Raw genomic sequence first — 26,936 nt, 5'->3', positions numbered from 1 at the left:
TCAGGGGGCGTTGAGGTCGTGGAGGAGGAGGTTTACCAGGCCGGCCCGGAGCGGGTCGTCGGGGCCGAGCTCCCCGGTGACGAGGTGGACGGCGTTGAGGAGCTGGTCGGTGGCCAGGCTCTCGCGGCGCGCGATCCGGGCCTCGAACTCGGACAGGACGCCGCCGGCCTGCCGGGCGGCGGCTCCGCCCAGGTGCGCTTCGAGGATCTTGACGAGCTCGCCGTGGTCGGGGTCGGGCATCCGGAAGCGGATGCAGCGGCGCAGGAACGGGGCCGGGAAGGTCCGTTCGCCGTTGCTGGTCATGACGATGAACGGGAACTCGGTGCAGGGGACGACGCCCTTGTGGACGGTCGCGGTGGCGTCCGACTCCCACAGCCGGACCGCGACGTCGGGTTCCGCGTGCCGGGTGAGCTCGGGGATCTCGAAGCTGCCGGACTCGATGACGTTGAGGAGGTCGCCGGGCAGGTCGATGTCGCTCTTGTCGATCTCGTCGACGAGGAGCATCCGGGGGCGGTCGGCCGGCGTCAGGGCGGTGCCGAGGGGCCCGAGCCGCAGGAACCGGCCGATGCCGTCGTCCTCGTTGCGGCGGGTGGCTTCCAGGCGGCCGAGGGCGTCGTAGCGGTAGAGGGCTTCGGTGAGGGTGCTGTGCGAGGTGACGTGCCAGTTGAGGACGGGGCCGAGGGTCAGTTCGTGGGCGACGGCCGAGGCGACGGTGGATTTCCCGGTTCCGGGCGAGCCGGTGAGCAGCAGGGGGCGGCGCAGGCACAGGGCGGCGTTGACGGCCTCGCGGAGCCCGTCCGGGGGGCGGAAGGTGGCTGCGGCGGTGGCCGGTGGGGCCAGCCGCCAGGGCGGAGGGCCGGGCAGTTCGTCTTCGCGGGCCGTGCCGTCGCCGCGGTAGTAAGGGGTCCAGCTCATCGTCGTCCTCTCGTGCGGCGGCCGCCGGCGGCCGCCGTGATGCCGGCCGTGTGCGTGCTGCTGGTGCGGCAGAACGCGAGCCAGTGCCCGTCGTCCCAGACGGCGCGGAGCCGGGCCAGCGGGGGCGCCGCGTCCTCGGCGCAGGTCCAGGCGGTGCGGTAGGCGTGGGTGAATCCGTCGGGCAGGGTCACCCAGCGGTCGCGTACTTCCTCCTCGACGGCCGGCCAGGCGGTCACGGCGCGGTCCTGCCACATGAGGATCGGGAACCGGGCCAGGAGTGCCTCGAACTGGTGGTCCGGGTCGGGGTCGGCGGGTGCGAAGCGCAGGCCGAGGGCGCCGGGGTAGTCGTTCCTGCCGAGGCGCTCCTCGAAGTCCTCCCGGTTCCCGGCGGTCGCGGGGTCCACCCAGTCCACGCTGCCGTACACGGCGTCGCCGCCGTCCTCGACGTGGCGCAGCCGGTACGCGGCCTGGCGGGAGAGCCGGCGCAGGTGGCCGGGAGGGTGGATGCGGGCGCCCCAGTGCAGGACGACCTGGTGGTGGGCGCCGAGCCGGATCCCGACGTCGGCCTCCTCGGGGCGCCAGTGCAGGAGGGTCGGGGCGGGGAGGGCGATGTCCACCCGGTGGAGCAGGGCGGTGCCGAGGACGCCGTCCGCCCAGTCGAGGATGTCGGCGAGGGTGTCGGCGAGGCCGTCGGGGTCGGGCCCGCAGGGTGTGGTGGGGCGGGTGTGGGTGGGGCGGCCCCTGTCGTCGAGGAGCCAGGCGTCGGCGGAGCCGGGCCGGTCGTCGGCCGGTGTGGTGCCGCGCAGGTGGACGACGAGCCGTCGGCGGGCGTCGTCGGCGAGGTTCCTGAACCTCCGGTGCAGCAGTTCGGCGGTGGCGAGGTCCTGGCCGGCGCGGTGGCACCAGTCGGTGAAGGCATCGTCCCCGGTGTCGAGCCCGGCGGTGGCCGCGAGGCGGACGACGAAGCGGAGCAGGGTCGCGCGGCCGTCGGGGTCGTCGACGGGCCGGTGCAGGACGGCGGCGTCGAGGTGTTCGGCGAGTCCGCCGGGCCGCAGTCCGGGGGTGTCGGCGACGCAGTCGAGGAGGGCGCGGCGCAGCGCGGCCGGGTGGGCGGCCTGGGGCATCCAGGCGGCGATGAAGGCGTGGGCGTCCAGGGCCAGGGCGAGGGCTCCGGCGACCTCGCGCAGCCGCCGCAGCTCCGGGCCTTCGGGTGCCGTGTCGGTGGTGTCGAGGACGCGGACCAGTTCCGCGAGGGTGCGGCGGGGCGGGTCGAGCCGGGCCGCGAGGGCGGGGTGGGCCGCGGCGGCCCGGCGCAGGGCGGTGTCCAGGGCCCGTTCTCCGAGCGCGCTGGGGTGTTCGGGGCGGGCCGGTGCCGGGCTCGCCGGCTCCGGCGGCCCGGTGCCGGGCTCGCCGGCTCCGGCGGCCCGGGCGGGGGTGGCGGGGGTGGCGGGGCGGGGATCGCGTAGGGCGGGTAGAGCGTGCCGCGCTGGTGGAAGGAGACGTCGACGAGGTCGACCAGGCTCCCCCGTCCGGTGCGGTCCAGTCCTTCGGCGACCGCCTCGTCGAAGGTGCGGCGCAGCGAGCGCGTCCCCGGCTCCTCCTCGGCCGTGACACCGGTGCACTCGACCAGCAGGTAGGTTCCGTCGGCGACTTGTCCGGTCAGGGTGGTCCGTACGGCCGTGAAGCCGGCCGCTGCGTTGATCAGGCCCTGGTCCATGATGAGGTGGCCGGTCGCCGCGGGGCTGCCGGGCGCCCACAGGGGGTCGAGGTCGCCGCCGAGCCAGACGGCCGCCAGGGCGTGGTCCTCCAGCAGGACGACGAGGGCGCGCAGTTTGCTGGCCAGGCACAGGCCGACGAACAGCAGCGTCAGTTCGAGGCAGTTGCCGCCCTGCTCCGCTATCTCGGCGGGGGTCCGGACGACTTGCTCGGCGGGGTGGAAGCGACGGAAGTCGATCGCGGCGGTCTCGTAGCGCAGCCCCTGCGCGGCGAGAGCGTCGTAGACCGTCCCGACGGCGGCGCGGCGGTCCGCCGCGCGCTGGAGGTACGTCGGGCCCGGTGAGGGTCCCGCGTACCGGCGGGCGATCTCCTCGGGGTCCACGTAGCAGGCGAGCCGGGCCGGTTCGGTCTTCTTCCACTTCTCCCACCGGCCGGGCGTCGGCGTCGGTCCGGTCACCAGACCTCGAAGAAGTCGGTCACCGCTCGCCCCGCGAAGGACACCGTGACCTCGTGGGTGCCGGGGGCGAGGCCGGTGACGGTCCAGCGTGCCGCGCCCCCGTGTTCGTCCAGGGTGATGCGGTCCGGCGGGCAGGGCGGTGAGAGTGCGAGCGTGGGCGGGTGGGGGCCCGTGGTGATGCCGTGGCCGCGGCAGGTCAGGACGACGGGCCGGCCCGCGGCGTGGACGTCGCCGACTTCGAGTCCGAGGGCGTGGGGGTCGGGCGCGAGGGGGAAGAAGCCGCGCGCGTCGTCGGTTCCCGGCGGCGGGTCCCCGGGCGACTGGAGGTCCGCGAGTACGTTCCCGCCGGAGGCGAGCAGGCGCAGGAGCCGCTCCAGTACGTCGCGGGTGGCGTGGATCGTGGAGTGCGTGGCGTTCTCCCAGCCCCAGGTGGAGCGCTCGGAGAGTTCGACGGGGATCGCGGACACGGCCGGGACGCTCCGGTCGCCGGTGGCGAACTGCCGCCGTTCGGCGCCCAGGGCGGCCGGGTCGGTCGTGATCCGCAGCCGGGTCCCGTCGAACACCGCCGTCTGCGGGGTGCGGTGGCCGTACCCCACGATGGGCAGCAGCGGGGCCGCCGGGCCGGGGGAGTGCCGGTCCATGCGGCGGTGGAACTGCTCGTAGGCGTCCGTCGCGCGCGCGGGGTCGAGCGTACCGAGGCGGACCGGGGAGCGGTGGACGTGGCCGGGGCCCTGCCCGGGCGGAGTGCCGGGGCGCCGGTCGAGGAGAACGGGGTAGCGCGGGAGGAGCTGGTGGACGGAGGTGAAGGCGCCGAGGACGTCGGCGACGGCGTTCAGACGGGTGCCGAGGACGTGCACTCCGTTGGCGAGGAGGTCGAGGGCCGCGAGCGTGCCGCGGAAGGGGGTGCCGAAGGTGATCAGCGCGCGGCAGTGCTCCCACCCGCCGAGGACGTCGAGGTAGTACTTGGCGACGAGGCCGCCCATGCTGTGGCACAGGAGGACGGTCTTGGGACGGCCGTAGGGCAGGGTCCTCGCCCATTTGGGCAGTTCGCGGTCGATGAGGGTCTTGAGTCTCAGCGCGGAGACCCGGTTGTCGCGCCGCCAGTCGTAGGCGAACTCGAAGTGGTTGGCCGGGGGCCCGTCGGCGGCGCAGTCGCCCGGAACGAGCTCGAAGTGCTCGCGGAGGGCGCGGCGCAGTCTGCCGTACTGGTTGAGCTTGGTGAGGCCCGGGATGGTGACGGGGAGTCCGATGAGGCCCGAGGGGACGATGCCGTCGTCGTACTCGGGTTCGTCGAGGAGGCGGGGGTCCCCGGCCAGCTCCTCCAGGGCCCGGCCGAAGGGGCGCAGTCCGCCCCCCAGGGCCAACGGCGGCTTCCACACGGGGACGTGTCCGCGGTGGAGCGTGCTGCCCCCGATCCCGGGCAGCACCACGATGAGGTCGTCGAAGCGTAAGCGGCCGTTCACGGTTCCCCCTGGTACTCCCGCGGCACCCCATCATGCCGTGCCCGATGGCGCGCGGGGAGGCCCTTGGCGTATCCGGCCGTCCCTGCGCCTCCACGTCTGGGAGGGACGCGAGCAGACGCTGACGGCGACGCCGTCCACCATGCCCAGGCTGTCCGCGCCGACACGGCGGAGGCACAGCGCCGTGCCGCCGAGAAGGAGGCCCAGCGGCCCGTCGGGACCAGCGATCCGGCCGCCGTGCGGCGACTCCCCGACCCTCGCCCGGCAGCCGCTTCGAGGGACGGACCTCGCGCGCCGGATGATCCTCGCCCGAGGCGAAGGGGTCACTCGTCCCGGCACCGTAGCGCCCCATCACACCCTCAAGAGGGCGGGTGGGGTTCACCAGTTGGGGTCCAGCACGAGCGGCATCCGGTCGGGGCCGGTCATCCAGCTGTCGAATTCCTCGGGGGTGAGGTGCAGGGGGAGTCCGGCGTGACGGGAGGTGAGCGCGGCCAGGGACGACAGGGCACGGGCGGGGTCCGTGCCGGTGAGGTGGTCGCGGACCGGTCCGAGCGCGGGCAGGACGGTGGCCTGGGCGTGTGTACGGGGGCCCAGGGAGGCGGCTGCCGCGGCCAGGAGTCCGCTGGTCAGGGAAGCAGCGAGGAGTTCGTGTTCGAGGGAGCGGGTGCCGGTGATGCGGGTGCCGCGGGCGATGAGGACGGCTGCCTGCAACCCCTGGACGATGACGGTCCCGGCGGCCTGGCCCACGAGTCCGCCCACCAGCGCGCCGACGACCGGTACGGGGATCACGCTCTGGCCGACGGCACCGCAGGCCCAGCCGAGCGAGGCGCGCAGCGCGGCCTCGGCGCCGCGTGCGGCGAACTCGCCCCCGTCGATGCGTCCCTGCGCGAAGTCGAGGCCCGCTGCGGCGACGGCGAGGGCGGCGCCCGCCGTCGCCGGGGCGAGTTCACCGCCGCCGAACGCCGCCGGCAGGCGGCCGGCGCGCCCCGCGGAGCGGACGGCCGAGGAGAGCCCGGCGAGGGCGCCGGAGTGGGCCGCGCCGCGGGCGGCCGCCGCGGCCGCGGTGAGCGCGGCCTGGGCGGGTGAGGTCTCCCCGGCGCGGATCCGGCCCAGCTGCCCGGCAGCCGCGATGACGGCCGCCACCGCCCCGCCCGTCGCCGCGCCGGTGGCCGCGGCAGCGGCTGCTTCCCGGCCGGCCGCCTCGCGCACCTGGCCGCCGATCCACTTCTCGGGGTCCGTGGCGTGGCGGTGCGCGTCGGCCAGGTCCACCGGCTGCGAGGCGATGTCCCCGTACCGGACGGTGTCGCCGAGTCGGGCGCGGGCGTCCGCGTACGCGGTGAAGCCCACGCCGTCCGGACGCATGGTCAGGCGCCGTTCGAGGAGGCTGTCCACGGCGGCCACCTTGTCCCCGGCCACCAGGCGCTGCATGCCCGTGTAGTGCTCACGGCGGAGCTGGTGCGCGGTGCCGGACACCGATGCCATCAGCTTGGCCTGCACCTCGCCGACCGTCCTGGTCCCGTCGACGAGCAGGATGTCCGCGGCAGCCGTGTGCGATCCCCCCACCATCCACTCCGACACGACCGCCCGCACCCCGGACCCCGCCCGGGCCGCGGCCTGGTTGAAGGAGAGAGCGTGCTCCACTTCGAAGAGGTGGCCGGCCCGCTGGGCGTTGGCCAGGCCCGCGTACCGGCGGGCGAGGCGCTGCACCGTCTCCCTGGCGTCCAGGGTCTCCAAGGTGGCCGCGGCGAACCCGCGGGTCGCCGCATCCGCCGCCATCCACGCGGCCGCACCCGCGGCCGACGGCACGGCCGATGCGGCCGGGCCCGCTGCCGTGCCCGTACCGGCAGCCCCTTCGGCGGTCATGCCGCGGGATCCAGCGCCGCCAGTCGCGCACGGGCGTCGGCGACGGCCCGTCCCGACAGCTTGCCGACGCGTCCGTCCTCCCCGGCGGGCGGCGCCCCCATCACGGCGACGGTGGCCACGGCCAGGTCGAACATCTCCTTCACCAGAGCCCGTGCGCCCGGACCGTACGAGCCGTAGTCCTCACTGCGGTCCACCAGTTCGGCGAACGCCGCCTGCCGGGCCTGCATCGCCAGGCACAGGTCCTTGAGGACCAGCCGGATCTCCCGGCTGCGCTGGAGCACCGGCGACATCTGTGCCCGGGCCTCCTTCAGCTCCCGGGCGGCTTCGGCCAGCCGGCGGGCGAACTTCTTCTGCTCGTCGTTCACCGCGCGGCCGCGCCATTCCAGCAGGACTCCCGCCGCCAGCAGAGCCGGACCGGCCACCAGCGCCCCCATCACCACGGTGCCCGCCGCGACCCCGCCACCGCCTGCCGCCAGCGACCCTCCGCCCAGCCAGGCCAGAGTGGCGCTGGTGGCCGCGGCCCCGGACAGCCCCGAGATCGCGGCTCCAGTCGACGCGGTCGCGAAGGCTCCGACCGCCGCGTAGGCCACGGCCCCGACCCCCGCTCCGGCAAGGGCGCCTCCCGTCAGCGAGGCCACCGCCGTGGCCGCCACGTGCCGCAGCTCCCGCAACTCCACGTCCGCCACGCCCGTTCCGGCCGGCTCCACCGCAGCCAGCTCCGCCAGATCGACGTGCTTGAGCCGTGCGAAAACCTCCTGGAACGGGACGAGCGCCCGGTCGTACACGGCCCGCCTGCGGCGCTCCTGCTCCTCGGCCTCCTGCCGGATGTGCCGCTCCAACTTCTTGCGCCGCCGCTGCAGTTCCTTGAACCGCTCCTCGTTCTTGCGGGCGAGCAGAACCGCCTTGACCATCGCCACCGGCATCGCAGACCGTCCCCCCTCGCGCCGGCACCGGCGCGCTCAGCGGGGCGTGCCGCCGTCCCTCCCGGTCCCGCCGCCCCCGCGTGCACAGCCCGTCCAGGCGGCGCGGCATCAAGCTACACAACTTGGCAAAGATTGCCACCTCGTGCACACAACGTGAGACAGGATTCCCGCCCCGTGGACATGGGCATCCGGGTCCCGATGGCTCTCACGGCCGAACGGCCCGTGCGCACGGTCACAGCCAGCCGCCGCTCCCCACTCGCCCGCGACGCGGACTTGCCCGGGCGGGTCGGGTCGCGGTGGTGAACTGGCGCCGTCGGCACCGATGCTGGCCGGCCCGGGGGAGCTGTGCGCCGGTTCCGCGTTGTCGGGCTGGTCCACCGACGAAGCCGCCGACGCGACGGCCGAACTGACGGACACCGCAGTCGGCATGACGGTCCGTCGCCTGATGAACTGGTCGTAGCCGGGGAGGTCTGGCGGTGGCCGGTTCGGCGAGACGGCGTTCGACGGGGAACGGCAGTCGCGCGGCGAAGGGGTCGGGATCCACCCGCCCCGCTCGTGGTGCGCCTGGTCGACCCGGCCGGGTCAGCCGAGGAGCCGGCCGCGCAGGCCGCCTTTCCCTTGTTGCCGCTTCCTCTTCCTCGCGTCCGACCGCAGGGCGCGCGCCTGCTTCTCCCACTGGACGGACTGGGCGTCCGCCTTGCTGTACAGGAGCTCCAGCACGGCGTCGAGCAGGGCCACCGCCCGCCGAGGGTCCCCGGACTCGGCGACGCAGTGGGCGTGCTGGATCCGCAGGCCCACGGGTGTCCTCACCAGGCCCGCGGGGCTGCTCGGCAGCACCTGCTCGTAGTACGGCAGGGCTTCGCGGTACGTGCCGAGGACGTAGTTGTCCAGGGCGAGGCGAAGGGCGGCGTCGTGGACCCGCGGGTCGTCTGGGCCCAGGCCCCGCACCAGGTCGGGCAGCAGCGGCGCGAGCAGGTCCCGGCGGCGTGTGGCCCGCTCCGGGGTGCGCTCCCGCGGGGTGGGCAACGGGCGGTCATGGCCGTCGTATTCGCGGTCCAGGGCCTCCGCGAGGTCCAGCCGGGCGATCAGGGTGATCTCGCTGTCGGCGCCCAGCAGCCGGGTGGAGCGTTCGATGACCTCCCTGAGCACGGGCAGCCACGGCCGGCCGTCGACCTGACCGCGTGCGGCGGCGGAGCCGGCCAGGACCGCCTGCACGTCGATGGTCCGCCGGTTCTCAGGGCCCAGGACGCCCAGCAGCCGGGGGAGTACGCGTTCCAGCTCCGTCGGGTCGCCCGTCGACCGCCACAGGTACATGGAGCGGTGGTAGGCCACCTCGGCGGTCAGCGGGTCGTCGGCGCCGAGGGCTTCGCCGAGGTCCGCGATCAGCAGGTCGAGCTGCCGTGCGAAGTCCGGGCCGGCACCCGTGCGGCCCGAGGCCAGGATCCGGGCGAGCCGCGCGGCGAGGACCGGGCGTACGGCGTCGTCACCCGCGGCCGGGCGGATGCGGGTGGGCGTGCGGTGGTGGGGTCCGCGGGGGTCTGCGGGAGTCTGCTTGGCGGTGTCGCGGGCGGAGGGCGGTTCCGCGTCCCCGCGGATCAGGGCGTCCAGCCGGTCGATCACCTCGGCGGCTCCGGCCGGTCGCCGCGCCGGGTCCTTGGCGAGCAGGTCCAGCACCAGCCGATCAGCCCCGGCGGGAAGCCCGGACCGCAGCGAGCCGGGCCGCGGCGGCTCCGTGTGGGCGTGAGCGTAGGACAGTGCCTCGGCTTCCTGCACGGGGAAGGGGAGCTGCCCCGTCAGGAGCTGCATCAGGAGGCAGCCCAGGGCGTAGAGGTCGGCTCGTCCGTCGACGGAGGGCGCGCCGAGCAGGCGCTCCGGCGCCATGTACTCCAACGAGCCGATGACGAAGCCCGTGGCCGTGAGGCCGGGCTGGTGCAGGTACTTGGCGATGCCGAAGTCGAGCACCTTCGCGCGGCCCGTACCCGGCCCGCCGTGCCCGGTGATCATCACGTTCAGGGCCTTGACGTCCCGGTGCACCACGTTCCGCTCATGAGCGGCTCCGAGTGCCTCGCAGACGTCACGGGCCCAGACGAGGGCGGACGCGGTGGGCGGTACCCCGCGGCGCACGATGGCGGCGAGGGTCTCCCCCTCCACGAGCTCCATGACCAGGTAGACCAGCGGCTGCCCCTCGTACTGCGCCTCGCCGTAGTCGTACAGGGCCGCGATGCACGGGTGGACGAGAGTGCCCGCGAGGTGCGCCTCGGAAGCGAACCGCTCCCGGTCCTCGGCCGACCGCGGATGCCCGATCTTGACCGCGACCGTCCGGCGCACCCGGGTGTCGAAGGCCCGCCACACCTCGCCGAAGCCGCCCCGCCCCAGTAACCCGGTCAGCTCGTACCGCCCGTCCAGCACGTCCCGCTCCCGCATGTGCGCCCCCTCGTCCCCGTACCCACCAGGATCCGATTATGTGCGTCACGAGGCCGGACGGGTGATGGTCTCGCGCAGTGGGGTGCGGAGGGCGCGCGTAGGGCGGGCGGACAAGGCGCACCCGCCCCGGGCCGGGCCGCTGACGCGATGCGTCCGCTGCCCGGCTCGGGTGTGCTGGCAGACCTGATGCCGGGGGTGAGGACTGGCCTCGGCGGAAACCCGGGCGCCGGCACCCGCGTACGCGGCCACGCCCCGATATCCGGGGGTGCACAGTTCGGCGTTGGCGAGTTGGACGCCCTCGCCGTACGCACCTCTGCCGCCAGGGAGCAGCGGTGAGCACGGGCCTGCGCAGCGGCCAGGTCGCCGAGGCGGCCGGGGTGAACATCCAGACTCTGCGTCACTATGAGCGCCGCGGCCAAGCTCGCCGAGGTCGACGCGAAGACCGCCGACCTGACCACCATCCGCACCGCCCTCGCAGCCGGCCGCGACGACCTCACCGTCCGCGCGTCCAGCACGTGCTGCCCCATCCCCTTCACCGACCTCGCCGAGGAGAACCGCCATGCCGGCCCCTGCTGCTGACTTGCGCCCCCAGCGTGTCCCGAAGGCACTCGGGGGACTTGCCGCGCTGTCCTGCGTGGCGGTCGCGTGTGACTGAGCTCCACAGCTGGCCAGTTGAGCCTTGTTGGCCATCAGGCCCTTCGGTCCTCAACCGTCCAGCCGTGCCCCAACTCGCGGCGCAACGCCTCTAGTGCGATATCGGCTTCCCGCCGGAACGATTCCTGCTGCTCACGGGACCAAGGCGAGGGACCCGCCGGGTGGTCCCAGTCGAGTGAGGACTGGTAAAGGTCGGCGAGCCTGGTGAGCTCGTTGCTGGTGACGGAAGTGATGGGCAGTTTCTCCGGAGCGCAGGGGTACCCGTAGCGGCTGTCGAAATCAGGTATGTCCGACGAGCCTGGCCACAACGGCGTGTCGACGCCGTACTCGAAGAAGAACCGCAGGTGATGGGGCATGCCTCAGCCTTTCACGGTACTGAGTGCACGGGCATCCGACTGGAGCGCTCAGCGACCAGCCAGGGGCCCTGGGCATCGTGCTCCGGCCCGGCCCTACAGTGAGGCTCCAGGGCCAGTGACCTGGACCTTTCTGTCGTGAGGAGTGCGGTGTGGGGGACATCTCGGCGGTCGGCGCGGCGGTGGAGGGGCTTGAGGAGTTCCGGGGGGAGCTGACCGGGTACTGCTACCGGATGTTGGGCTCGTACGCCGAGGCCGAGGACGTCGTACAGGAGACGCTGGTCCGGGCGTGGCGGAGCATCGACCGCTTCGAGGGGCGGTCTGCGCTGAGGACGTGGGTGTACCGCATCGCCACCAACGCCTGCCTGGACGCTGTTGCCTCCGGCAAGCGGCGGGCGCTGCCGATGGATCTGTCCGGCCCGAGCGCGGGCAGCTCGCCGCCGGAACCTCCGGAGGACTTCGCCCTGTGGGTGGAGCCGTGCCCTGGCGGCGATCCGGAGGCTGCCGCGGCGTCGGGCGAGTCCGTGCGGCTGGCGTTCGTCGCCACGCTGCAGCACCTTCCGCCCAGACAGCGGGCCACGCTGATTCTGCGGGACGTCCTGGGCTTCTCGGCTCGCGAGGTCGCCGACCTGCACGGCTCCACCGTCGCGTCGGCCAACAGCGCCCTGCAGCGGGCCCGCGCCACACTGGCCGGCCGTCGCCGGGGAACGGACCTGCCGGCCGCCCGGCCGTGCGACGACGGGGTCCTTCGACTGCTGGCTGACCGATACGCGACAGCGTTCTCCCGCTACGACATGGAGGAGCTGAACATGCTCCTCCATGTCGACGCCACGCTGTGCCTGCCCCCGTACGCGAAATGGATGCGCGGTGTGCCCGACATCCAGGCATGGCTGGGCGGCCCCGCGGTCGGCTGCCGCGGCTCGCGTCTTGTCCCGACTGCGGCGAACGGCTCCCCCGCCTTCGGACAGTACCGACCCCACCCGGACGGCGCCGGCTACCTTCCCTGGGCCCTGCAGGTCGTGGAGTTCTCCGGCGACCGGATCGCCGGCATCACGGCCTTCCGTGACACCGAACGCCTGTTCCCGCTCTTCGGCCTGCCGGACCACTTGGACGAGGACCTCCCAACCGGTACTCGTGGCTGACTGGAAACACCTCCCAGCCCTCACTGCGGGCCCCGGCCCCGGGCGGGCGAGGTGCACCCGTCGCCCTCGTTTCAGCGAGGCGGCCGGGACGTGGCTTCGTCCCGAACGAGCCGTGCCGGGCCGACTTAACCGCCGCCACGGCAGCAGTGAGGTAGGGCGGCGGGAGGGGCGTGACCGATGGATGGGCAGGCCGCCCCGGCTCGGGTTCTCGTCGTTGCGGGGACGGCCCGACCGTCCCGTCGTTCCCACCTCCCATGGAGTTCTTCCGTGCGCATCTCCGCCCGTCTTGCCGTCGCCGTCCTCCTGAAGTGACAGGCCGCGCCCGGATCAGGCCCGGCAGGTCGGCGAGCGCCTGACCGCCGCCGGCCCCAAACACCCGTGGACCCGGGTACGGATCGCGGCCGCCTGGAGCTCGCGCGACGTCGTGGACACGGTCCTCGGCCGCCCGGAGGTGGTGGCGGAGATCAGCGACGACCGCACGATCGACCGGGGCGGCGTCTACCGGCAGCCGGTCCGCTTCAAGCCTTGGTGGCGCATGCCCTGCCTACCGGGTGCAACCACGTGACCAGTGCTTTTGCGGCGAAACCGTGTGGACGCGCGGCTCGCTCGAAGGGTCGGTCATCGTTGATGGCCGACCCTTCGGTGTGAGCCGATCGGAGCCGGACGAACCGGAGCCGGGCCCGCGGCCAGGCCATGACTACGTGGAAGTGGTCGGCGGCCCCCTGGACGTGCAGCCGCTCGACGTGACCGGCTGGGACCCGCAAGGGATCGCGCAAGGGATCGCGGGGGGGGCGGGCGGTAGATCGGGGTGGCTACGGCTCGTCTATGCGGATGTTGTCGGCGATGTAGCGGAAGTACGGGTCGTCCTCGCTGCACTTGGGGCGGATGAACTTCGGGGGGAAGCCGCCGATTGACCCGTTCGTGGATCCCGCGTACCACCGGTCCACGATGGTTGCCTGCGCCTCGATGCCGAACTGCCGCCGCGGCGGGCCGGCGGGCCCGTAGGAATAGCTGGCCTCGCCCCCCATCTTGTCGAGTGCCGCCTTCCAGAAGTACTCGGAGGGGAAGGCCTTGTGGGCTATCTGCCAGGCATGGGTGAGTTCGTGGATGAAGATCTGCCCCGGCGCCTCGTACCCCTTCGGCGGATCGACCGATGTCAGCGGGTTCTCGAAGGCGACACCGAGGTTCACCAGGATCGTGCCGTCGTCGCTGGGCGTCACGAATGCCTGGCCGTCCTGCCCGGACAGATTCGTGAGCCTGATCTTGTCCCAGGGCAGGGAGTCCTTGAAGACCGATTCGGCCAAGGCCCGTTCCGAGGGCCAGAGCGGACGGCTGTGCACCAGCGCCGCACCGGCCAGCGCCCCGCCCACGAACGCCGGGATGATCATGTGGGGCCCGAGCAGGAACGCTGCGCCGCCGGCCGCCGCGAGGCCGGTCAGACCGCCCACACCGATGATCGAGCCGTCTGCGATGGCGCCGGTCTGGCTGCCGACGAACACCAGCCCGGCCAGACACTGACCTGCGGGCCCGAGCGGCAGAAGCAGGGACGATGTGGCCGCGAACTCCAGGATGTCGCCCGCCAGCTCCGCCGCGCCACCGAGGATGCCGGCGAGCTCGGAGCTGCGGGTCACGGTCATCGTCCCGGTTTTCAGGTCCGGCCAGAATGCCTGGATGCGGGGGTCGGACACCTCCTGGTCCCAGTCGTGCTGTTCATCGCTTCCTGGACTGTCCCAGCCGTACACGGTCCCGGCCTCCTGGGCCATCGTGGCGACCAGACCGTTCGCCGAGCGCAGCACAGCGCGGATGCAGAAGTCGTACGAGGTGAGGCCGGTGGCCTCCATGAACCCCTTGAACCGTCCGCTTCCGTCACTGTTGACGACGAAGTCGACGCGCCCGCCCAGCGGCATCCCGTCCGGCGTCACCACGAAATGGGTGAACGTTTTCGTCTCCGGCCGCTGGATGATCGTCAGCTCCGACACGGCGGTGCCGCCCTGCGCGCCGTCGTTCGACACCCAGTCGATGCCGAGCGGCAGACGGACGGCGGGGCGGGCAAGATCCGCGTGGACGTCGACCCGCAGGGGCACGGTCTTCTGGGTGTCGAGGGGATCCAGCTCCAGCGTTGCGGACCCGACCGTCACACCTGGCGGCAGCGCCGCGGGCGACAGGCGGATCGTCTTGTAGCCGCCGCCAGAGGTTGCGGTGACCGTCAGCTGCCCGCTTCCGCCCGTCTGCACGCCGAGGCTGCGGGGGCTCGTTTCCACCGTCGTCGCCCCCGGCACCACCGTCACGTTCAGATCGAGGTAGCGGGAGGTTTCTCCGCCATGGAAGGAGGCCACCAGCTTGGTGAAGAGCACCGGGCCCAGGGGCGCGTCGCGCGCGACGTTCAAGGGGAGACTGATAGTGCGGTGCGCCATCGGCTCGTACGCCAGGTGGATCTCCGGCACCGACAGAATCATGTCGTGCCCCTCGATGTGGAACGTCACCTCACCCCCGAGATCGAGCCCCGAAGACACCGTAACCGCCAGATGGACGCCGAAGCCCTGGCCGATGGCGAAGGTGTCGTTCTCCAACGCCACGGACACGTCCGCGACGAGCGCCCGCACATCGATCTCCACCGGCGTCCATCCCGGCGCGACCAGCGCGAGTGTCGCGTTCACGACGCCGCCCCAGCCCTCCGGGGCGGCGAAGGCAATGTCCGTCCTGACCTGGTCATTGCGCACCAGCCGCACGGAATCCGTGTTCGCGGCGCGGTCGATGTCATGGAAGGTGAAGAGGCCCTCGCGCCGCACCCGCTCCAGCTGCGCTGGTGTCATCTCGCCGAGCAGCCCGAGCCGGTCCGCCTCCTCGTAGGTCAGCCGCTCCGCACGCGAGACCACGGTCTCCCAGGAGCGGGCCACCGGGGCGCCTCCCATGAGGAACGCCCGCAGGTCCGGCGCCGAGGGGGCCTTGGCGACCAACACGAAGCCCTGGGCGGTCTGGCCCGGCTCCATCGCCACATCGATGTCCTCGGGCTCGACGAGCGGCTCATGATCGCCCGCACCGACCGCGACGTACAACGGCACCTCGCCGACGGGCGCGCCGTCCACCTCGGCGACCAGCCGGCCGAGCTGCCAGTGCGCAGCGGCTCCCGCAGTCGCGGTGCAGGTCAGCTCGGCCTTGACCACCTGGCCGGTGCCCACTTCGACGGGCTCCCTTCCAGTGCCTCGGCGGAGCTCCACCACGCCCTCGACGAGGCCGTGCCGTCGGGCGCTCTCGCGGATCTCGGGTGGGGACGCGGGCAGCTCCTCGATCTCCATGGGTGTCATCGGCCGAAGAAAGGGCTCCGAGACGACAACGGTGCCCACTTCCACAAGCGGACCGGCACCTTCGATACGGAGCCTCAGGGCCCCGGTGGTGGAGAGACGACTGATCCACAGGTCCCGGGTACGGGTCGTACCGGGCACCACGTGGGCCCAGACCAAGTTCGGGGTGAACACAGTCATCGCCGCTCCTCAGGCTGCTGGATCACCAGTCCACCCCTTCAGTCTCCGCTGACCGCGCCTAGCTGTCCTGGGGTCGGCCTTGCTGCCTCCGCAACAGCGATAGAGATCGCTGACCTGGGACGATGTCGCTCGCTGCTGATGATCAGCAGCCGCCAATACGCCGCGCTGCTCGAGTGCAGGGAGGGCGCCGTCCTCGCAGTGGCCGGAGAGCCGGGGAGCTGACCGCGCCCGATCCCGGTGCGATCACCGACCTGCGCCGCAAGTCGTGCCCCGCGCGGACGGCCTTGGCCATTTCGGGGGAGGGGGGCTTGGACGCGGTCCACCCTGCCGGCGGCCGTAGCTGGCTGCCGGGCGGGACGCGGGCGCGGGATGCCCCTTTCGGCGCCAGTCGTGGTGTTGCCGGTGGTGGTGTGTGGTTTCGGTGGCGAGGCAGGGTGCTGCTACAGGGTGCCCGGCGGATCGGCTTCGGAGGCGGCGGCGAGGGTGACATGAGCGGTCCATGACCAGGGCTCCTGGGGTGGCCGTCTGATCTGCCGGTCCGTTAGCCGTTTCCGCCAAGGAGTCTGCCGACCATGCCGTCGACTTCTTCGAAGAGGTCGTCCGCAGTCTCGAAGATGCTGTCGCAGGCCTTGCCGATAACGGTGTCGTCGAAGACCCCACCCCTTCCCACCCTTCGTCCGCGAAGTCCCCGGCATGCGGGGCACGCCACTGCTTCTCGGCGGCCTCGGCCGCATCGGTCTGCCCTGCGGGGGCGTGTACCTGCGCCGCCGCAGGACGGCCGCCCGCCTGCGGTGTGAGAGCCGAGGTGACCAGGGCCGCGGGTCGGTTCCGGCGTGTGTGAACAGGTGGAGGAACGTGCTGCCGAACTCTGGCGCTTCTGGCGTGCCCCTATCACGCCACGCTACACACCCTGAAGGACCGAGCAGCGGATCGGTCGCCGTCCCCCGGACCGGGAACGGGCGTCGTCCACCTGTTCAACCGGATGCTCGCGCGGCATCGCAGCCCGCGCGGCGGCCGCGTCCAACGCCTCCCCCGCCGACCACGACCACGCGAGCCGCGGACGTCCGGAGCCGGGACCACTCGGCCCGGGGAACTCCCCGCCGACACCGAGCGCCGGGCAACGCTGTGGCGAGTGCTCGCCGCAGGACACCGCCATCACCGGCGGCGTGGCACTGCCCCACGCGACGGGCTCAGCCGACGGAGGAGACCCGAGACCCGGTACGCCCAGCTGTTCTCGGACCAAATCGGCCGGCAGTCATCGCTCGAACCCCTTGGTGTTCGGTGGGAGTTCGGCGGTCACCGGGTTGAGTACGCCGTGCCCGCCACGGCTACGGGTGGCGGTCTGGGTGAGGCTGGTCGGGAGCGTCACGCCGGGCAGGAAGGCGCTGGCCTGTGTCTTCACCTTCAGTTCGCCGTAGCTCCTCGCCCCCGCCAGCCGGTCCACGGCTTGCTTGTGCGCCGACTTGTGGCTCTCGGGCACGTCGATGGCGGCCAGCGCACCCGCGAAGCTCTGCGGGGACTTCGTGACGGCGTAGTCGTCCTTGAACAGCTGGCAGCGAACGGGGTCGGCGGAGATGAGCTCGTGGATCTCCTTCGGCAGATGCTCGTGCGGGGGCAGCGGCGTCGCGAACTTGATGCCCTCCTTGCCGACGTTGGCCTTCTTGAGGAGCGCGGGCGTCTCGATCCTGCCGAGCACCGAGCCCCTGGTGACGTCGGCGGCGAAGGGGATCGCCAGCCCCTCGGTCGCCTTGGCGAACCGGTCCGAGAGCGAATCCCAGGCCTGGCCGTGGACGGCGTCCAGTTCCTCCGGATCGAAGGCGAAGTGTTCTACGAGGCCTTCCAGCACGTGACGATTGTCCAGTGCGTAGGAATTCAACTGGTGCCCAGCCGGAGTGTCCTCCAATACCTGAAGGCCGCGCGATTCGCCGCACGCCCGCGCCAGGAACCGGTTCGGCACCGGGACATCCACGCCATCGAGCTCGGACTCGTAGGACCAGAAGGCCCGGTGGGGGCCCCGGGCGTCATTGGTGACCGATCCGTCCCGCCCGATTCCCTCGATGAAGTCCGGAAGCGTCGGACCCCCCCTCCGGATAGCTCGCCTGGTAGTCCCGGTATATCCTCTCCGCCACCAGGGCCCCCGCTTCCTGGTCTTTGGGAGCCGCCTCAGCATGCTGCTTCTGCAAGGCGAAGGCCCTGGCTACTTCCTCCGGCGTAGGAGGAGCATCAGGCCTCACGGCTGCTGCCGCCCTGCGCCTTCAGGGGCGTCCACGCTGAGTCGAAGGCGTGAGCCACCGGGCGTGTCAGAGCTCCACGCCGCGAACGACACCGACTGGACCAGCACGATCCACGGCTGGCCGGGGTGACCGCCCGTAGGCTGCCAGAACGCCATGCGATACGGGGTGCGCGTCTTGAGCCGGTAGTCCCGGCCCGGCCAGAAACCGGTCACCGGCGGCTCCGGGAAGTCCTGTGCGTCCCAGGGCCCGCTCCAGGCCGCCGGCCCCAATACCCCTTCGGCTGCCATGAGGAACTCCGGCCACACCCTCGCGGCGTGCGCGAGCACCTCGGGGTTCTCCGCCGCGTCGGCCGCACCCACGTGCCACGCCCAGTGGGTGAGACTCTCGACCGGGTGCCAGTTGCCGTTCGCTTCGAGCTTCCACCTGCCCCCGGCGTTGCTGTGCACGACGAGGTTGCGATCCGCCGTCTGCGGCTCCCAGCCGTTACGCTCGCACCACGTCCTGCACTCCGAAGAACCGCCCTGCGGCGGGCCCTCCCACACAGAGGCCCAGTCCACACCACGCAGGCCCGCCAGCTCGGCAGCCAGGTCCTGGGCCGTACGGCCCGACTCCGTCAGCATCCTCTTCCGGCTCCTCATGTTCAGACACCAGCAGGCATTGTGGCACGCCGTCAGAGAAGATGATCATCCCAGGACGAGTCGCGGAGGCTGCTGGATACAGCGCCCGGCACCCGAATTTCATGTCAAGCCCAGAGCGACGCGAGAGGGGTATGTCATGAACGAGGCCGAGCTCAGGGCGCTGTTCGCCGAGATCGACACGGACGGCGACGGGCGGATCGGCATCGTCGAGCGGGCGGAGGGGTTCAAGGCCGAGGGCGCCCAGGGGCACCTCGCTGAAGAGGTGAGGAAGGCCATGACGGCCGACGTGAACCACGACGGGGTCCCCGACTTCGAAGAGTTCCGCATCCCTCTGAAGTAGCGGCAGTCGTGACAGCCTGGGCAGGCCAAAGACGATCCTGGGCAAGCCCCCCCCCCCGCGAGAGGCGGCTTCGGCTACGACCTCTCCCGCCCCGGGCGCAGGACGTCGGCGTATGCCCCGGCCCGCAGGCCTGGCTCGCCGGGATCCCGTCGTACCGGGCCGCTGGCCGAGGGCCGCGCTCTTCGAGCGTGGCCATGACGGCCCGGACGACGTCCTCGTTCCCGCCGGTGATGCCCAGTACCACCAAGCGGGGCTCCGCGATGCCGCTCGTCGATCGCCTTCACGACCTCTGCGACAACGCAACGACGCCGGACGGCTCGCCCGCGGCCTCCGTCGCAGCCGCGGGGGCCAGGGCCGCACCCCGCACTCCCGAAGGTACTCCGCGGCCGGAGGCGTGGGTTCGGCTGTCCGCGAGCTGCTGTCCGTGGCATGCGTCACCCGTTCGCGCGTGGCCGGGCGCCGGTAGGGAAGGACGGGGGAGAGGCTGGGTGCGTGCCCGCCAAGCTGATCGCCTACCCGCTTGACGAGCAGGGCTGGCGCCAGACGCGCTACGACGGCGTCGCCCCGTGGCCGGTGAACTCGACACGGCAGCAGCCCCCGACCTGATCGAGCCCACCAACGCTCTCACCCTGACGGGCCTGGAGCTCACCGTGGACATGCCGACGGTGACCTTCATGGACTCGGGCGGCCTCAACACGTTGCTGCGTCTTCGCCGCCGTGCCTGCGGGGAGGCCGCGACCCTGCGGCTGTGCGGTGTCCGGGTCCAGGCTCTGCGGGTGGACGACGTCCCCGGTCGTGATGATCAGGGTGGCGCTGCGTTCCCGTTCGGCGAGCGCCTCGGGCGGCGCCGAGGAACGCCCGGAGGACGGCCCGGGGCCCCACCGGTCGGTTCAGGCCTGGAGGGCCTGGACGTGGGGTTGATTGCCGCGACGGGTTCGAGCTGGGCCTGTGTTGGCGGGTGGGTGATAAGCGCCGTCTACGGGTCGACAATCCGGGGCGGGGTACCGGGGGAGCGCCGACCGTTTCAGGGTGGAATCGTCCCGTCCATCCCTGCGAAACGACGATTCCCTTGAAATCCACCCGCATTGCGGTCCTCGCTGCCGTCTCGGTCCTGACTCCGGCCGCCTGGCCGGCCTCCTCTGCACTGGCGAACGAGGCCGTTCCGCCGGCTGTGTCGGCACTCGATCCGGCGGCGGAGCGCAGAAAGCAGGGTGCTCCGGTGGTGCCCGCGGTGACCGGGCTCCCGGAACGCTTCTTGGCGGGTGGGGAGGGGCAGGAGTTCCCCGTCACGCTGGACAGCAACGGGAGCGAGGTGATCCGGGACCTGGGCGTGCCCCTGGTCTGAAGCCCGGTCAGGTACGGATCCAGATGCTCGTCGGCGGTGTGTGGCAGGAGCTGGAGTTCTGCTGGCCGCAGCCGGCCCAGTTGGTGAACACGGTGCCGGCGCTGGACGTCCGAGATCTACCATCCGGCCGCCCCCGACCCGGAGCCGATTCCTGACCCGGCTCCCGCTGGTGGCGGGCTGGCCCACACCGTTCGTCGCCGCGAGAAGGGTTGACAGGACGGGCCCGCCTGGGCCCGGTGCCGATATCGGGGGTACCACCGGGCCCCCTGCGCCCCGTCCGGCGTGCCCCGCTGCACGGCGCTCCATTGCCGCCATGCAAGCGCCGGCACTGTACTGGACCGGCGGGACCTGACTGAACTCGCGGGCCCGCCGGAGGTGCTCACGTACATCCAGTGGATGCGGATGGCCTCGGCTATGCCGGGCGGGGCTCGCCGCCCCCGGAACCCGGGGGCGGTGAGGCGGCAGTGCGTGGGGGAGGCCTGTCGGTCGCCTGGCGGTGAGAACGGGCCAACCCTCAGGGGTGGTCTCGTGCCGTCGTCCATGTGTCCTTTACCGTGACGGCGTATCAGACCGGACGGGGCAAGGGGGAACTGTGTTTCACAGGAAAACGGCCAACGTGTTCGCGTCGCTGATCCTCTCGGCGGCGGCACTGGCTCTCACAGGGGCGCCCGCGCACGCCGCGGAGGTGCCCGGCTGTGGCGGAACCAGGGTTGCCACCAGGGACATCGTTCAGCAGGGTGAAGTTCTGGCCCGCATCGAGATCAACAGGGAAGCCACCCGTTGGTGCGCGGTCAACGTCCACCAGGGCGTCTACTGGGGCTATCCCTTCTACACCGGAATCAACCTGACCGGCCAGGAGGGCTCCGCCGCCGTCCCGGACAAGGGCGTGTTCAAGTACGCGGCCGGTCCGGTCTACCTGCCCCTGGGCAACTGCGTCTGGGGCTACGGCGTCGCGGACCAGTCCAGCGCAGGGACCGGCTGGGTCTGCTGACCCCTCGCGGGCCGCATGGTCGGCGCCACGTTGCGCGCCCTGCCCACCGCGCCCGGCGCCCCGGTTCCCGACGGCCTCCGCGTCTGCGCCACTGCGGCCCGCTCCCGCACGCTCAGGTCCCATAAACGACTGTTTATGAGAGATGGCGTGCTCGGCGCCGAATCACCGCCCTCCGAACTTCTGACAGCCGCCCCGATTCCTGGGCCGGTCCCAGTCCGACCTCGGTGGCTACCACCAGCCGCCAGGGGAACGCCAGATCGGGGTGGGCCGGCCGGTGATCTTCCGGTGCGCCAGGACACCGAGGACGTACCAGCCTTTCACGGACCACCAGAAGACCCACATCTCGGCTACCAGCATGTAGCCGCACAGCCTGACCGCGCCGACGAAGAGGGCGGCTCCGCCGCCGGCACCACCGCCTCGACTCCGGCCTCCCCAGAGAGGGATGGAGCCCCCGAGGGACAGCGGACCGGGCAGCGGGATGGACCAGCGCAGACGCACCATGTTCTCCTGACGTTGCGGCGCGGGTGCGGATAGCCGCACCCAGCTGGTACAACGAGGCAGGGGTTCGGGCCGGTGGCAAGATGACGGGCCTGCGGGGGTGGATTCCGAGAGGCTCGTGTATTCGACTGCCGTCCGTGACGGCCGTCACCCCGAGCTACGGGTCACTGCGCCGCAGCTGAACGAGCAGCGTCACGGCGCCTACCGTCGAGGACTCCCCGGACAGCGTCCCGGATGTTGAGGACCATCACCCCGCCGGTCTTCTCGATGCCGCCCTTGCCGAAGCGAACCCACAGCGGGAACGCGCCCGCGTCCCGGGCGAGTACCGGGCGCGGTGTACCGGCCGCAGCCCGCTCCGCCGCCCCAGGGAGGGTCGCGGGAACCCGACCCTGGGCACGATCAGCCACAGGACGGCGACCAGTGCGAGAAGGCCGGGCAGTTACACCTCGACGTCGACGGCCACCCTGTCCCGGCTGTTCTCGGATAGACCGCTGCCCTCCGCGTGGGTCGTGGAGACAGCCGCCCTGGCCCTCGGCGCCGACGGTCATGAGCTGACGGCCGTGATGGGCCCAGTACGACAAGCCGCAAAGGGAGCGGCACCGGGCGATGCTGAGCCCCGCGTCGCGGCAGCCAAGTCCTGCCGGGGCCAGGCCTGCTCTCCCGCCGCGCGCCGACCTCCAGTGCTTCCAGGAGGCGCTGCGGGCGTTGGTGCGGGCGTCCGGCCCGACGCTCAGGCAGCTCGAACTGCATGCTCGTGTGCCCCGGAGCACGATCTCGGACGCGCTGAACCAGCCCTGGCCTCCGAGGCCGGACGTCGTGGGGGCGATCACCGAGGCCTGCGGGGCCGAGACGCCGGAGCGGTGGTTCCTGGATGCAGTCGGCCTGGCACACCAGCCGTGAGGAGCCGGCGCCGGACACGGCGGGGGAAGCCGTGCCGGCCCCGCCCGCCCCGCACGACGTCCTGGTCGAGGCCGAGGCGACCCGGTCCCCGGCGGAGGTCGCCGCACTGGCGAGGAGCCTGGGGACGAACGGGCACGGCGAGGTAGCCGCCCGGCTGATGCGGGCGGCGGCCAGGGACCGCACGGTCGGGGAGGTCACAGACCTTGGCGCTCGCCCTGCTGCATGCCGAGCCGGCCGGGGATGAGCGCCGCTTGGATGTGCCGACGCAGAGTCAGGAGCCGTCCGGCTGACGCAGATGGCGAACGGCGCAGGTGCGCCCGCCTTCGAGTCCGCTTGCGGACCCGGCAGGTGGCCGGGGCGGTCCTGATGTGCCGTCTGCTGCGGGCGCGTGCTGTGGGTAGGCCGACGGGCCTGGCGCAGGCGCTGGCTGGTGATCTGCGAGGCCTGTTACCGCGCGGGTGCGGCGGATGGGGAGAGTGGGTTGACGCGCCTGTCTTTGGCCCGGCGCACGGCGAATGTGGAGTGGTGGGGCCTGGTGGGCCGGGGCCGGGTGCTGGAGCCGGTGTCGTGCGTGGTGGCTTTGTTCACTTCTAGAGGCAGCGTTTGTCCGCCGGTTTGGGCAGCAGTTGCGGATCTTGAGACCCGTAGATGTTCATGAGAAATAGGTTCTGGCACAGATCTTGGGGAGCGCGTCGCGGAGGGTGACGGCGCCGTTCGAATGAGGGGTCCAAACCCCGGTTGCTCGACGTGAATGCCCACCTCGTACCCTCCGCACATGACTGATGATCCGTTCCAGTGCCGCTGCGTCCTCTGCCATGACTACGGCGATCGGGACGAAACGGACCGCATGGATCAGACGGTCATCGAGCATGTACGGCAGCACGGATGGCACGTCGTGATGGTTCCCGAAGGCTCCGAAGCCCAGCTGGGCGGCCAGCCGGGCGCCAGCCCGCCCGGCCAGCGTGAGCCCCACTCGGTCCAGGGCGTGGTTGAGCCGAGTGGCGAACCGTGCGTGCGGTGCAGCCAGCTGCGAGAACGGCTTGGCGAACGTCCGGCGCGGGCAGTCGCCGCCCCGCAGATGAAGCGCCGGACCGTCAGCTGGATGACAAAGCCCTGCTCAGCGAGTGGAAGGTCTTTCAGCCCGCGCTGGTAGCAGTCGTGGACTCGGTCCGAGAAACGGCCGCAATCCGGACAGGCAGAGGTGGCGGCGCGGCTTCTCGCCGCCACCTCAACCGTGCCGAACGCGGCTGTGACGGCCTCGACATCCACATCGTCGATTCCGTCGAACACCAGTGAGTCCCAGAACGGCGTATCGGTCTGCATGACCAGCACCATCACCAGCCACAACTGGCTGGAGCAGGGGCGGCAAGGACCTGAGGGAGCGTCAATTGAGATCGCTGGACGACAAGGCGTACGCGGTCTCACGCGAACCCGTCTCATCGCACTCGAACGGAGGGGTAACGCTCCGCGGCGATTCCCCATGATCTGTGCCAGAACCCACAACCCGTGAATAGAGCCATGCGTGGTGTGCGGGCAGGTGCTGGTGCGCCGTGATGAGGGACGGCTGGAGTACGTCCTGTGCTCGCCAGCGTGCAGCACGTCCCGTACGCGGATCCGTAACGGGGGGGTGCCCCTATGTCTTTGGTCAAGGTGGTCGGGTGGCAGTGTGGCTGTCATGAGTGATGACGTGGCTGTTCGGGAGTCGGCGGTCGAGGGCATGCGGCCGTGCGACTTTTGCGGTCATTCGGTCGTGATGGACTCGGTCGACGAGCGGGACTGTCCTGTGTGCGGCGAGGCTGCTGAGGATTCAGCTGGCTGAGGCTGGCCGGGGTTCGTAGAAGGTGCCGTCGCGGAGCATGGCGAAGAGGACATCGGCCCGGCGTCTGGCGAGGCAGAGCAGGGCCTGGGTGTGATGCTTCCCTTGGGCGATCTTCTTGTCGTAGTAGATCCGCGATGCCGGGTCGCCCAGGGCGGCGAAGGCGGAGAGGAAGAAGGCTCGTTTGAGCTGCTTGTTTCCTCTCCTGGAGGGCTGTTCGCCGCGGATCGAGGACCCGGAACTTCGGGTCGCGGGGGGCGAGCCCTGCGTAGGCGGCGAGGTGGCCTGCGGTCGGGAAGGTGCTGCCGTCGCCGACCTCGATGAGGATGCGGGCTCCGGTCCTGACGCCGACTCCCGGCATCGACGTCAGGACCTTCGAAAGAGGGTGGGCGTCCAGGAGTTCTTCGATCCGCCCGGCCAGGAGTTTGCGCTGGTCAAGGACGGCGGCCAGGGATCCGGCCAGGCTCGGGACGATCAGCGCGGCCGCCTCGGTGCCGGGAACGGTGACGGTCTGCTCGTCCAGGGCGGTGAAGATGTCCTCGACCAGCCGCTCGGCCATCCTCGGGGCCTTGGGCCGTAACAGCGTGACCAGGCGGCGCCGTCCGGCCTTGCGGATCTGGGCCGGTGACCCGAACCGCTCCAGCAGTGTCAGGACGGCCGGGTGCTGCAACCGCGGCCCCAGCACCCGCTCCAGCGACGGATGGATCTGCGTGAGCAGGCCATGCAGCCGGTTCGCGACCCTGGTTGCCTCGCCGGCCAGGTCGTCGTCGAACCCGACGATCATCTCCAGCTCGGCGATGGTCTCGTCCTCGCCGTCGATGGCCCGCAGCGTGTGAGGCATCGCGCGGGCCGCGTCCGCGATGATGAACGCGTCCTTCGCATCGGTCTTGGCCTCGCCCGGGTAGAGGTCGGCGATCCGCCGCATCGTCAGGCCCGGTAAGTAGGCGACCGGGCAGCCCATGTCGCGGGCGACCGCCAGCGGCAGGGCGCCAATCGAGGCCGGCTGGTCGACCACGACCAGCACAGTTCCGTGCTTGGCCTTCAGCTTGGCGAAGAGCTCGCGGAGCTTGGGTTCGGTGTTAGGTAACCGCTTGTCGAAGGCCTTCTTTCCGGCCGGGGTGACGGCGGTGGCGTGGTGTTCGCCCTTGCCGACGTCCAGGCCGAGGAAGACGTCGATGGCGCCGGTGTCGATCACGTGCAGGCCCCTCCGCTCACGCTTTTCGTCCGGCCTGCCACGGCACCGAGCTGCCACATCCACGTTACGGAGAGCTCTTCCGGCCTGGATGAAGCCGGTGCTCAAGCCCCTCATCAGCGGTCCGTCGATGCCTCCGGGCCCGGTGACACCACCCCCCGGATCATGAACAACAAGGGGGGGAAGTCATGCCGGACCCGAAGGCCGGAGGCCCCGTTGCGGAGCCATGAAAAAGGTAACGGGGGGGGCGAGGGCCGATGTGGCCGCCTTGTTGCGGCTGGGCGTGCGGATATCCGGTACTGGGGTTCGGTGTGCAGGCAGCGTGCTTACCACCGTCGCAAGGCCGAGGAAGTGCACGCTGAGCCGTAACGAGGGCCCGGCCGATGGTGGGCCCCCAGTACGACCTCGCCACCGCACCCGCTCCTCGCTGAGGTGGGCGAGGGATTCGATCTAGGGATGCGGGTACTGCCCCATGCGGTATATCCCAGAGCTGATCCGTGACTCACTTTGAAGCAGGAAGGTCCCTGACTGGTGAAGGCGCCGTTCGGGTGGTGGTTGCGGAGTCGGCGGGATTTGAACCCGCGGACCGGGGGAGGCAAGCCCGCCCAGTACCCGGTCAGTCGGACGAGAGGAGGGCCTTCCTCACGCCGATCGCAATTGGCCGCTCTGCCACGACTCCGCAACCAGTGGGGAACTGCCGCGCCCCACTGCGAAGACGGTAGGAGAACCTTCACGACAGTGCGAACCCTTTTCGGGCTAAGCCCATGGCAGGAGCTCCGCAGTCCCACAAAGCAGAAGCGCCCTACTCTGGCTGCCAGAGCCCGTGAAGCGGGCTGGTCCTGGAGGCGAAGCAGGAAGGACCCGGGCAGGGCTGTGGAGCGGACCGCCCAATGGGCCGTAGGCCAGGGCCCGGTGAAACGGGGTCCCCCCCGGTGTGTACCCGGGCTCACCCTGCGCGAGTCCCTCGCGCTGCACGGCGGGCCACTGCCCGGCGTGTGTGTAGCGCGGGAGTACGGGGAAGGGCCTGTGTGGAGTGTTGGCCTGGTTGTCGTCTCCGGTGAGGGCTTGTATTCGTCGGTTATCCGGGAGGCTTGCTGGGGAGGTTGATCAGGTCTAGTGGTACGTGGAAGAAGGAGAGACGTCATGGCTGACGAAGAAGAGGTCGAGGCCACCCCCGAGCAGGTTCCGGTGGAGAAGCCGACCGTTGTGGCGGGGCATCAGAAGCTGGAGACGAAGCACATCCAGGGGCAGGTCATCACGCATACGATCGTCAAGCCTCTGCCCGTCGATACCCAGGACTGACCTGTCCTGCCCGGAGGGGCGACGCTGGCACCGGACGGTCGATGACGCAAGCTGGTAGCAACCCGCCTGGGGTGGAGCGAAGCGGAACCCCGAACCTGTCCGCAGCGTAGCGCAGGACACCGGCCCGGAGGGCCGGCTCTGGCCCGGCGGAGCCGGGCCCGCCGAGCACAGCGAGGCGGTTCCCTTCCTGAGCGCGCAGCGCTCAGGAACCCGTAGCGAAGCGGAGGGTTAGCCGCCGAAGGCGGCTCGGGGGCGCGAAGCGCCCCCGTTCTCTCCTGGGCGCGCAGCGCC

At 71.6% G+C, this 26,936-nt stretch carries 22 protein-coding genes, 1 tRNA gene and 2 pseudogenes; 11 read left to right on the top strand and 14 right to left on the bottom strand.

Annotation, left to right across the window (positions count from 1 at the left end):
- Both OG553_RS00125 and OG553_RS00120 read right to left on the bottom strand, forming a co-directional pair.
- Entirely contained in the window at positions 1-915 is a 915-nt protein-coding gene (locus tag OG553_RS00125) for an AAA family ATPase (protein WP_405976921.1), read from the bottom strand.
- Positions 912-2,231 (bottom strand): hypothetical protein, encoded by a 1,320-nt coding sequence (locus OG553_RS00120; RefSeq protein WP_405982908.1) that lies wholly within the window; start codon positions 2,229-2,231, stop codon positions 912-914. Before OG553_RS00120 ends, OG553_RS00125 begins: the two co-directional genes overlap by 4 nt.
- Positions 2,232-2,404: 173 nt before the next feature.
- Here OG553_RS00120 and OG553_RS00115 point away from each other — a divergent pair, with 173 nt between their 5' ends.
- Positions 2,405-2,974 carry a hypothetical protein gene (locus OG553_RS00115; protein WP_405983217.1) on the top strand — a complete coding sequence of 190 codons (570 nt, stop codon included), beginning with the start codon at positions 2,405-2,407 and terminating at the stop codon, positions 2,972-2,974.
- Between the two features lie 110 nt (positions 2,975-3,084).
- Here OG553_RS00115 and OG553_RS00110 read toward each other — a convergent pair whose 3' ends face one another.
- The 3 genes from OG553_RS00110 to OG553_RS00100 form a co-directional block, all read right to left on the bottom strand.
- Positions 3,085-4,551, bottom strand: a complete 1,467-nt coding sequence (locus OG553_RS00110) for a lipase/acyltransferase domain-containing protein (RefSeq protein WP_405976920.1) — start codon at positions 4,549-4,551, stop codon at positions 3,085-3,087.
- Between the two features lie 375 nt (positions 4,552-4,926).
- Complete coding sequence (locus OG553_RS00105; protein WP_405976919.1) at positions 4,927-6,411, bottom strand: hypothetical protein; 1,485 nt, start codon at positions 6,409-6,411, stop codon at positions 4,927-4,929.
- A complete protein-coding gene (locus OG553_RS00100) occupies positions 6,408-7,334 on the bottom strand; it encodes a hypothetical protein (RefSeq protein ID WP_405976918.1) in 927 nt (308 codons plus the stop codon). Before OG553_RS00100 ends, OG553_RS00105 begins: the two co-directional genes overlap by 4 nt.
- 322 nt (positions 7,335-7,656) lie before the next feature.
- On the opposite strand from OG553_RS00100, the gene OG553_RS00095 reads away from it, so the two are divergent.
- Positions 7,657-7,794, top strand: coding sequence for a hypothetical protein (locus OG553_RS00095; RefSeq protein ID WP_405976917.1), 138 nt, complete (start codon positions 7,657-7,659; stop codon positions 7,792-7,794).
- 122 nt (positions 7,795-7,916) lie between these two features.
- Here the strand turns inward: OG553_RS00095 and OG553_RS00090 are convergent, their stop codons facing one another.
- Complete coding sequence (locus OG553_RS00090; RefSeq protein WP_405976916.1) at positions 7,917-9,758, bottom strand: protein kinase domain-containing protein; 1,842 nt, start codon at positions 9,756-9,758, stop codon at positions 7,917-7,919.
- Between the two features lie 332 nt (positions 9,759-10,090).
- Between OG553_RS00090 and OG553_RS00085 the strand changes: the two are divergent.
- Both OG553_RS00085 and OG553_RS00080 read left to right on the top strand, forming a co-directional pair.
- A pseudogene (locus OG553_RS00085) lies at positions 10,091-10,156 on the top strand (MerR family transcriptional regulator); the annotation flags it as partial.
- Positions 10,157-10,160: 4 nt separating this feature from the next.
- Positions 10,161-10,337: a hypothetical protein gene (locus tag OG553_RS00080; protein WP_405983216.1), complete on the top strand. Its 177-nt coding sequence runs from the start codon at positions 10,161-10,163 to the stop codon at positions 10,335-10,337.
- 110 nt (positions 10,338-10,447) lie between these two features.
- On the opposite strand, the gene OG553_RS00075 is transcribed toward OG553_RS00080, so the two are convergent.
- Positions 10,448-10,768 carry a hypothetical protein gene (locus tag OG553_RS00075; RefSeq protein ID WP_405976915.1) on the bottom strand — a complete coding sequence of 107 codons (321 nt, stop codon included), beginning with the start codon at positions 10,766-10,768 and terminating at the stop codon, positions 10,448-10,450.
- A gap of 149 nt (positions 10,769-10,917) precedes the next feature.
- Here OG553_RS00075 and OG553_RS00070 point away from each other — a divergent pair, with 149 nt between their 5' ends.
- Both OG553_RS00070 and OG553_RS00065 read left to right on the top strand, forming a co-directional pair.
- On the top strand, positions 10,918-11,907 hold the full coding sequence (locus OG553_RS00070) for a sigma-70 family RNA polymerase sigma factor (protein WP_405976914.1): 990 nt from the start codon (positions 10,918-10,920) through the stop codon (positions 11,905-11,907).
- 424 nt (positions 11,908-12,331) lie between these two features.
- Positions 12,332-12,472, top strand: coding sequence for a hypothetical protein (locus tag OG553_RS00065; protein WP_405976913.1), 141 nt, complete (start codon positions 12,332-12,334; stop codon positions 12,470-12,472).
- Between the two features lie 247 nt (positions 12,473-12,719).
- Here OG553_RS00065 and OG553_RS00060 read toward each other — a convergent pair whose 3' ends face one another.
- The 3 genes from OG553_RS00060 to OG553_RS00050 all read right to left on the bottom strand — a co-directional run bounded on the left by OG553_RS00060 (position 12,720) and on the right by OG553_RS00050 (position 18,243).
- Positions 12,720-15,389: a hypothetical protein gene (locus OG553_RS00060; protein ID WP_405976912.1), complete on the bottom strand. Its 2,670-nt coding sequence runs from the start codon at positions 15,387-15,389 to the stop codon at positions 12,720-12,722.
- 1,255 nt (positions 15,390-16,644) lie between these two features.
- Positions 16,645-17,235, bottom strand: a complete 591-nt coding sequence (locus OG553_RS00055; protein WP_405976911.1) for a hypothetical protein — start codon at positions 17,233-17,235, stop codon at positions 16,645-16,647.
- A gap of 384 nt (positions 17,236-17,619) precedes the next feature.
- The gene (locus OG553_RS00050; protein WP_405976910.1) at positions 17,620-18,243 is read right to left on the bottom strand and encodes a hypothetical protein; all 624 of its coding nucleotides are present in this window, start codon (positions 18,241-18,243) and stop codon (positions 17,620-17,622) included.
- A 154-nt stretch (positions 18,244-18,397) separates the two neighbouring features.
- Here OG553_RS00050 and OG553_RS00045 point away from each other — a divergent pair, with 154 nt between their 5' ends.
- From OG553_RS00045 to OG553_RS00035, 3 genes are all read left to right on the top strand, one after another.
- Positions 18,398-18,601, top strand: coding sequence for a hypothetical protein (locus tag OG553_RS00045; protein WP_405976909.1), 204 nt, complete (start codon positions 18,398-18,400; stop codon positions 18,599-18,601).
- A gap of 566 nt (positions 18,602-19,167) precedes the next feature.
- Positions 19,168-19,674, top strand: coding sequence for an STAS domain-containing protein (locus tag OG553_RS00040; protein WP_405976908.1), 507 nt, complete (start codon positions 19,168-19,170; stop codon positions 19,672-19,674).
- 888 nt (positions 19,675-20,562) lie between these two features.
- The gene (locus OG553_RS00035) at positions 20,563-20,937 is read left to right on the top strand and encodes a hypothetical protein (protein ID WP_405976907.1); all 375 of its coding nucleotides are present in this window, start codon (positions 20,563-20,565) and stop codon (positions 20,935-20,937) included.
- A 228-nt stretch (positions 20,938-21,165) separates the two neighbouring features.
- Here OG553_RS00035 and OG553_RS00030 read toward each other — a convergent pair whose 3' ends face one another.
- Positions 21,166-21,438, bottom strand: coding sequence for a hypothetical protein (locus OG553_RS00030; protein ID WP_405976906.1), 273 nt, complete (start codon positions 21,436-21,438; stop codon positions 21,166-21,168).
- A gap of 603 nt (positions 21,439-22,041) precedes the next feature.
- Here OG553_RS00030 and OG553_RS00025 point away from each other — a divergent pair.
- The gene (locus OG553_RS00025; protein ID WP_405976905.1) at positions 22,042-22,335 is read left to right on the top strand and encodes a helix-turn-helix domain-containing protein; all 294 of its coding nucleotides are present in this window, start codon (positions 22,042-22,044) and stop codon (positions 22,333-22,335) included.
- 852 nt (positions 22,336-23,187) lie between these two features.
- Here OG553_RS00025 and OG553_RS00020 read toward each other — a convergent pair.
- The 3 genes and pseudogenes from OG553_RS00020 to OG553_RS00010 form a co-directional block, all read right to left on the bottom strand.
- A complete protein-coding gene (locus OG553_RS00020) occupies positions 23,188-23,658 on the bottom strand; it encodes a transposase family protein (protein ID WP_405976904.1) in 471 nt (156 codons plus the stop codon).
- 484 nt (positions 23,659-24,142) lie between these two features.
- Positions 24,143-25,346, bottom strand: a pseudogene (locus OG553_RS00015) (IS110 family transposase).
- Positions 25,347-25,901: 555 nt separating this feature from the next.
- Positions 25,902-26,022: transfer RNA gene (locus tag OG553_RS00010), tRNA-OTHER, on the bottom strand.
- Positions 26,023-26,486: 464 nt separating this feature from the next.
- On the opposite strand from OG553_RS00010, the gene OG553_RS00005 reads away from it, so the two are divergent.
- A complete protein-coding gene (locus OG553_RS00005; protein ID WP_405976903.1) occupies positions 26,487-26,645 on the top strand; it encodes a hypothetical protein in 159 nt (52 codons plus the stop codon).
- Positions 26,646-26,936: the final 291 nt, after the last annotated feature.

The organism is Streptomyces sp. NBC_00158, from assembly GCF_045160885.1.
Lineage (GTDB): Bacteria > Actinomycetota > Actinomycetes > Streptomycetales > Streptomycetaceae > Streptomyces.
The sequence above is the reverse complement of the archived record's forward strand: the minus strand, read 5'-3'. Positions and strand labels throughout refer to the sequence as shown.

What these genes read in the sequence shown, in the direction of transcription:
- OG553_RS00125 (WP_405976921.1), bottom strand. Translation starts at nt 915, where the DNA reads ATGAGCTGGACCCCTTACTACCGCGGCGACGGCACGGCCCGCGAAGAC.
- OG553_RS00105 (WP_405976919.1), bottom strand. Translation starts at nt 6,411, where the DNA reads ATGACCGCCGAAGGGGCTGCCGGTACGGGCACGGCAGCGGGCCCGGCC.
- OG553_RS00100 (WP_405976918.1), bottom strand. Translation starts at nt 7,334, where the DNA reads ATGCCGGTGGCGATGGTCAAGGCGGTTCTGCTCGCCCGCAAGAACGAG.
- OG553_RS00095 (WP_405976917.1), top strand. Translation starts at nt 7,657, where the DNA reads ATGCTGGCCGGCCCGGGGGAGCTGTGCGCCGGTTCCGCGTTGTCGGGC.
- OG553_RS00090 (WP_405976916.1), bottom strand. Translation starts at nt 9,758, where the DNA reads ATGCGGGAGCGGGACGTGCTGGACGGGCGGTACGAGCTGACCGGGTTA.
- OG553_RS00080 (WP_405983216.1), top strand. Translation starts at nt 10,161, where the DNA reads ATGAGCGCCGCGGCCAAGCTCGCCGAGGTCGACGCGAAGACCGCCGAC.
- OG553_RS00075 (WP_405976915.1), bottom strand. Translation starts at nt 10,768, where the DNA reads ATGCCCCATCACCTGCGGTTCTTCTTCGAGTACGGCGTCGACACGCCG.
- OG553_RS00060 (WP_405976912.1), bottom strand. Translation starts at nt 15,389, where the DNA reads ATGACTGTGTTCACCCCGAACTTGGTCTGGGCCCACGTGGTGCCCGGT.
- OG553_RS00050 (WP_405976910.1), bottom strand. Translation starts at nt 18,243, where the DNA reads ATGCTGACGGAGTCGGGCCGTACGGCCCAGGACCTGGCTGCCGAGCTG.
- OG553_RS00045 (WP_405976909.1), top strand. Translation starts at nt 18,398, where the DNA reads ATGAACGAGGCCGAGCTCAGGGCGCTGTTCGCCGAGATCGACACGGAC.
- OG553_RS00030 (WP_405976906.1), bottom strand. Translation starts at nt 21,438, where the DNA reads ATGGTGCGTCTGCGCTGGTCCATCCCGCTGCCCGGTCCGCTGTCCCTC.
- OG553_RS00025 (WP_405976905.1), top strand. Translation starts at nt 22,042, where the DNA reads ATGCTGAGCCCCGCGTCGCGGCAGCCAAGTCCTGCCGGGGCCAGGCCT.
- OG553_RS00020 (WP_405976904.1), bottom strand. Translation starts at nt 23,658, where the DNA reads ATGCAGACCGATACGCCGTTCTGGGACTCACTGGTGTTCGACGGAATC.
- OG553_RS00005 (WP_405976903.1), top strand. Translation starts at nt 26,487, where the DNA reads ATGGCTGACGAAGAAGAGGTCGAGGCCACCCCCGAGCAGGTTCCGGTG.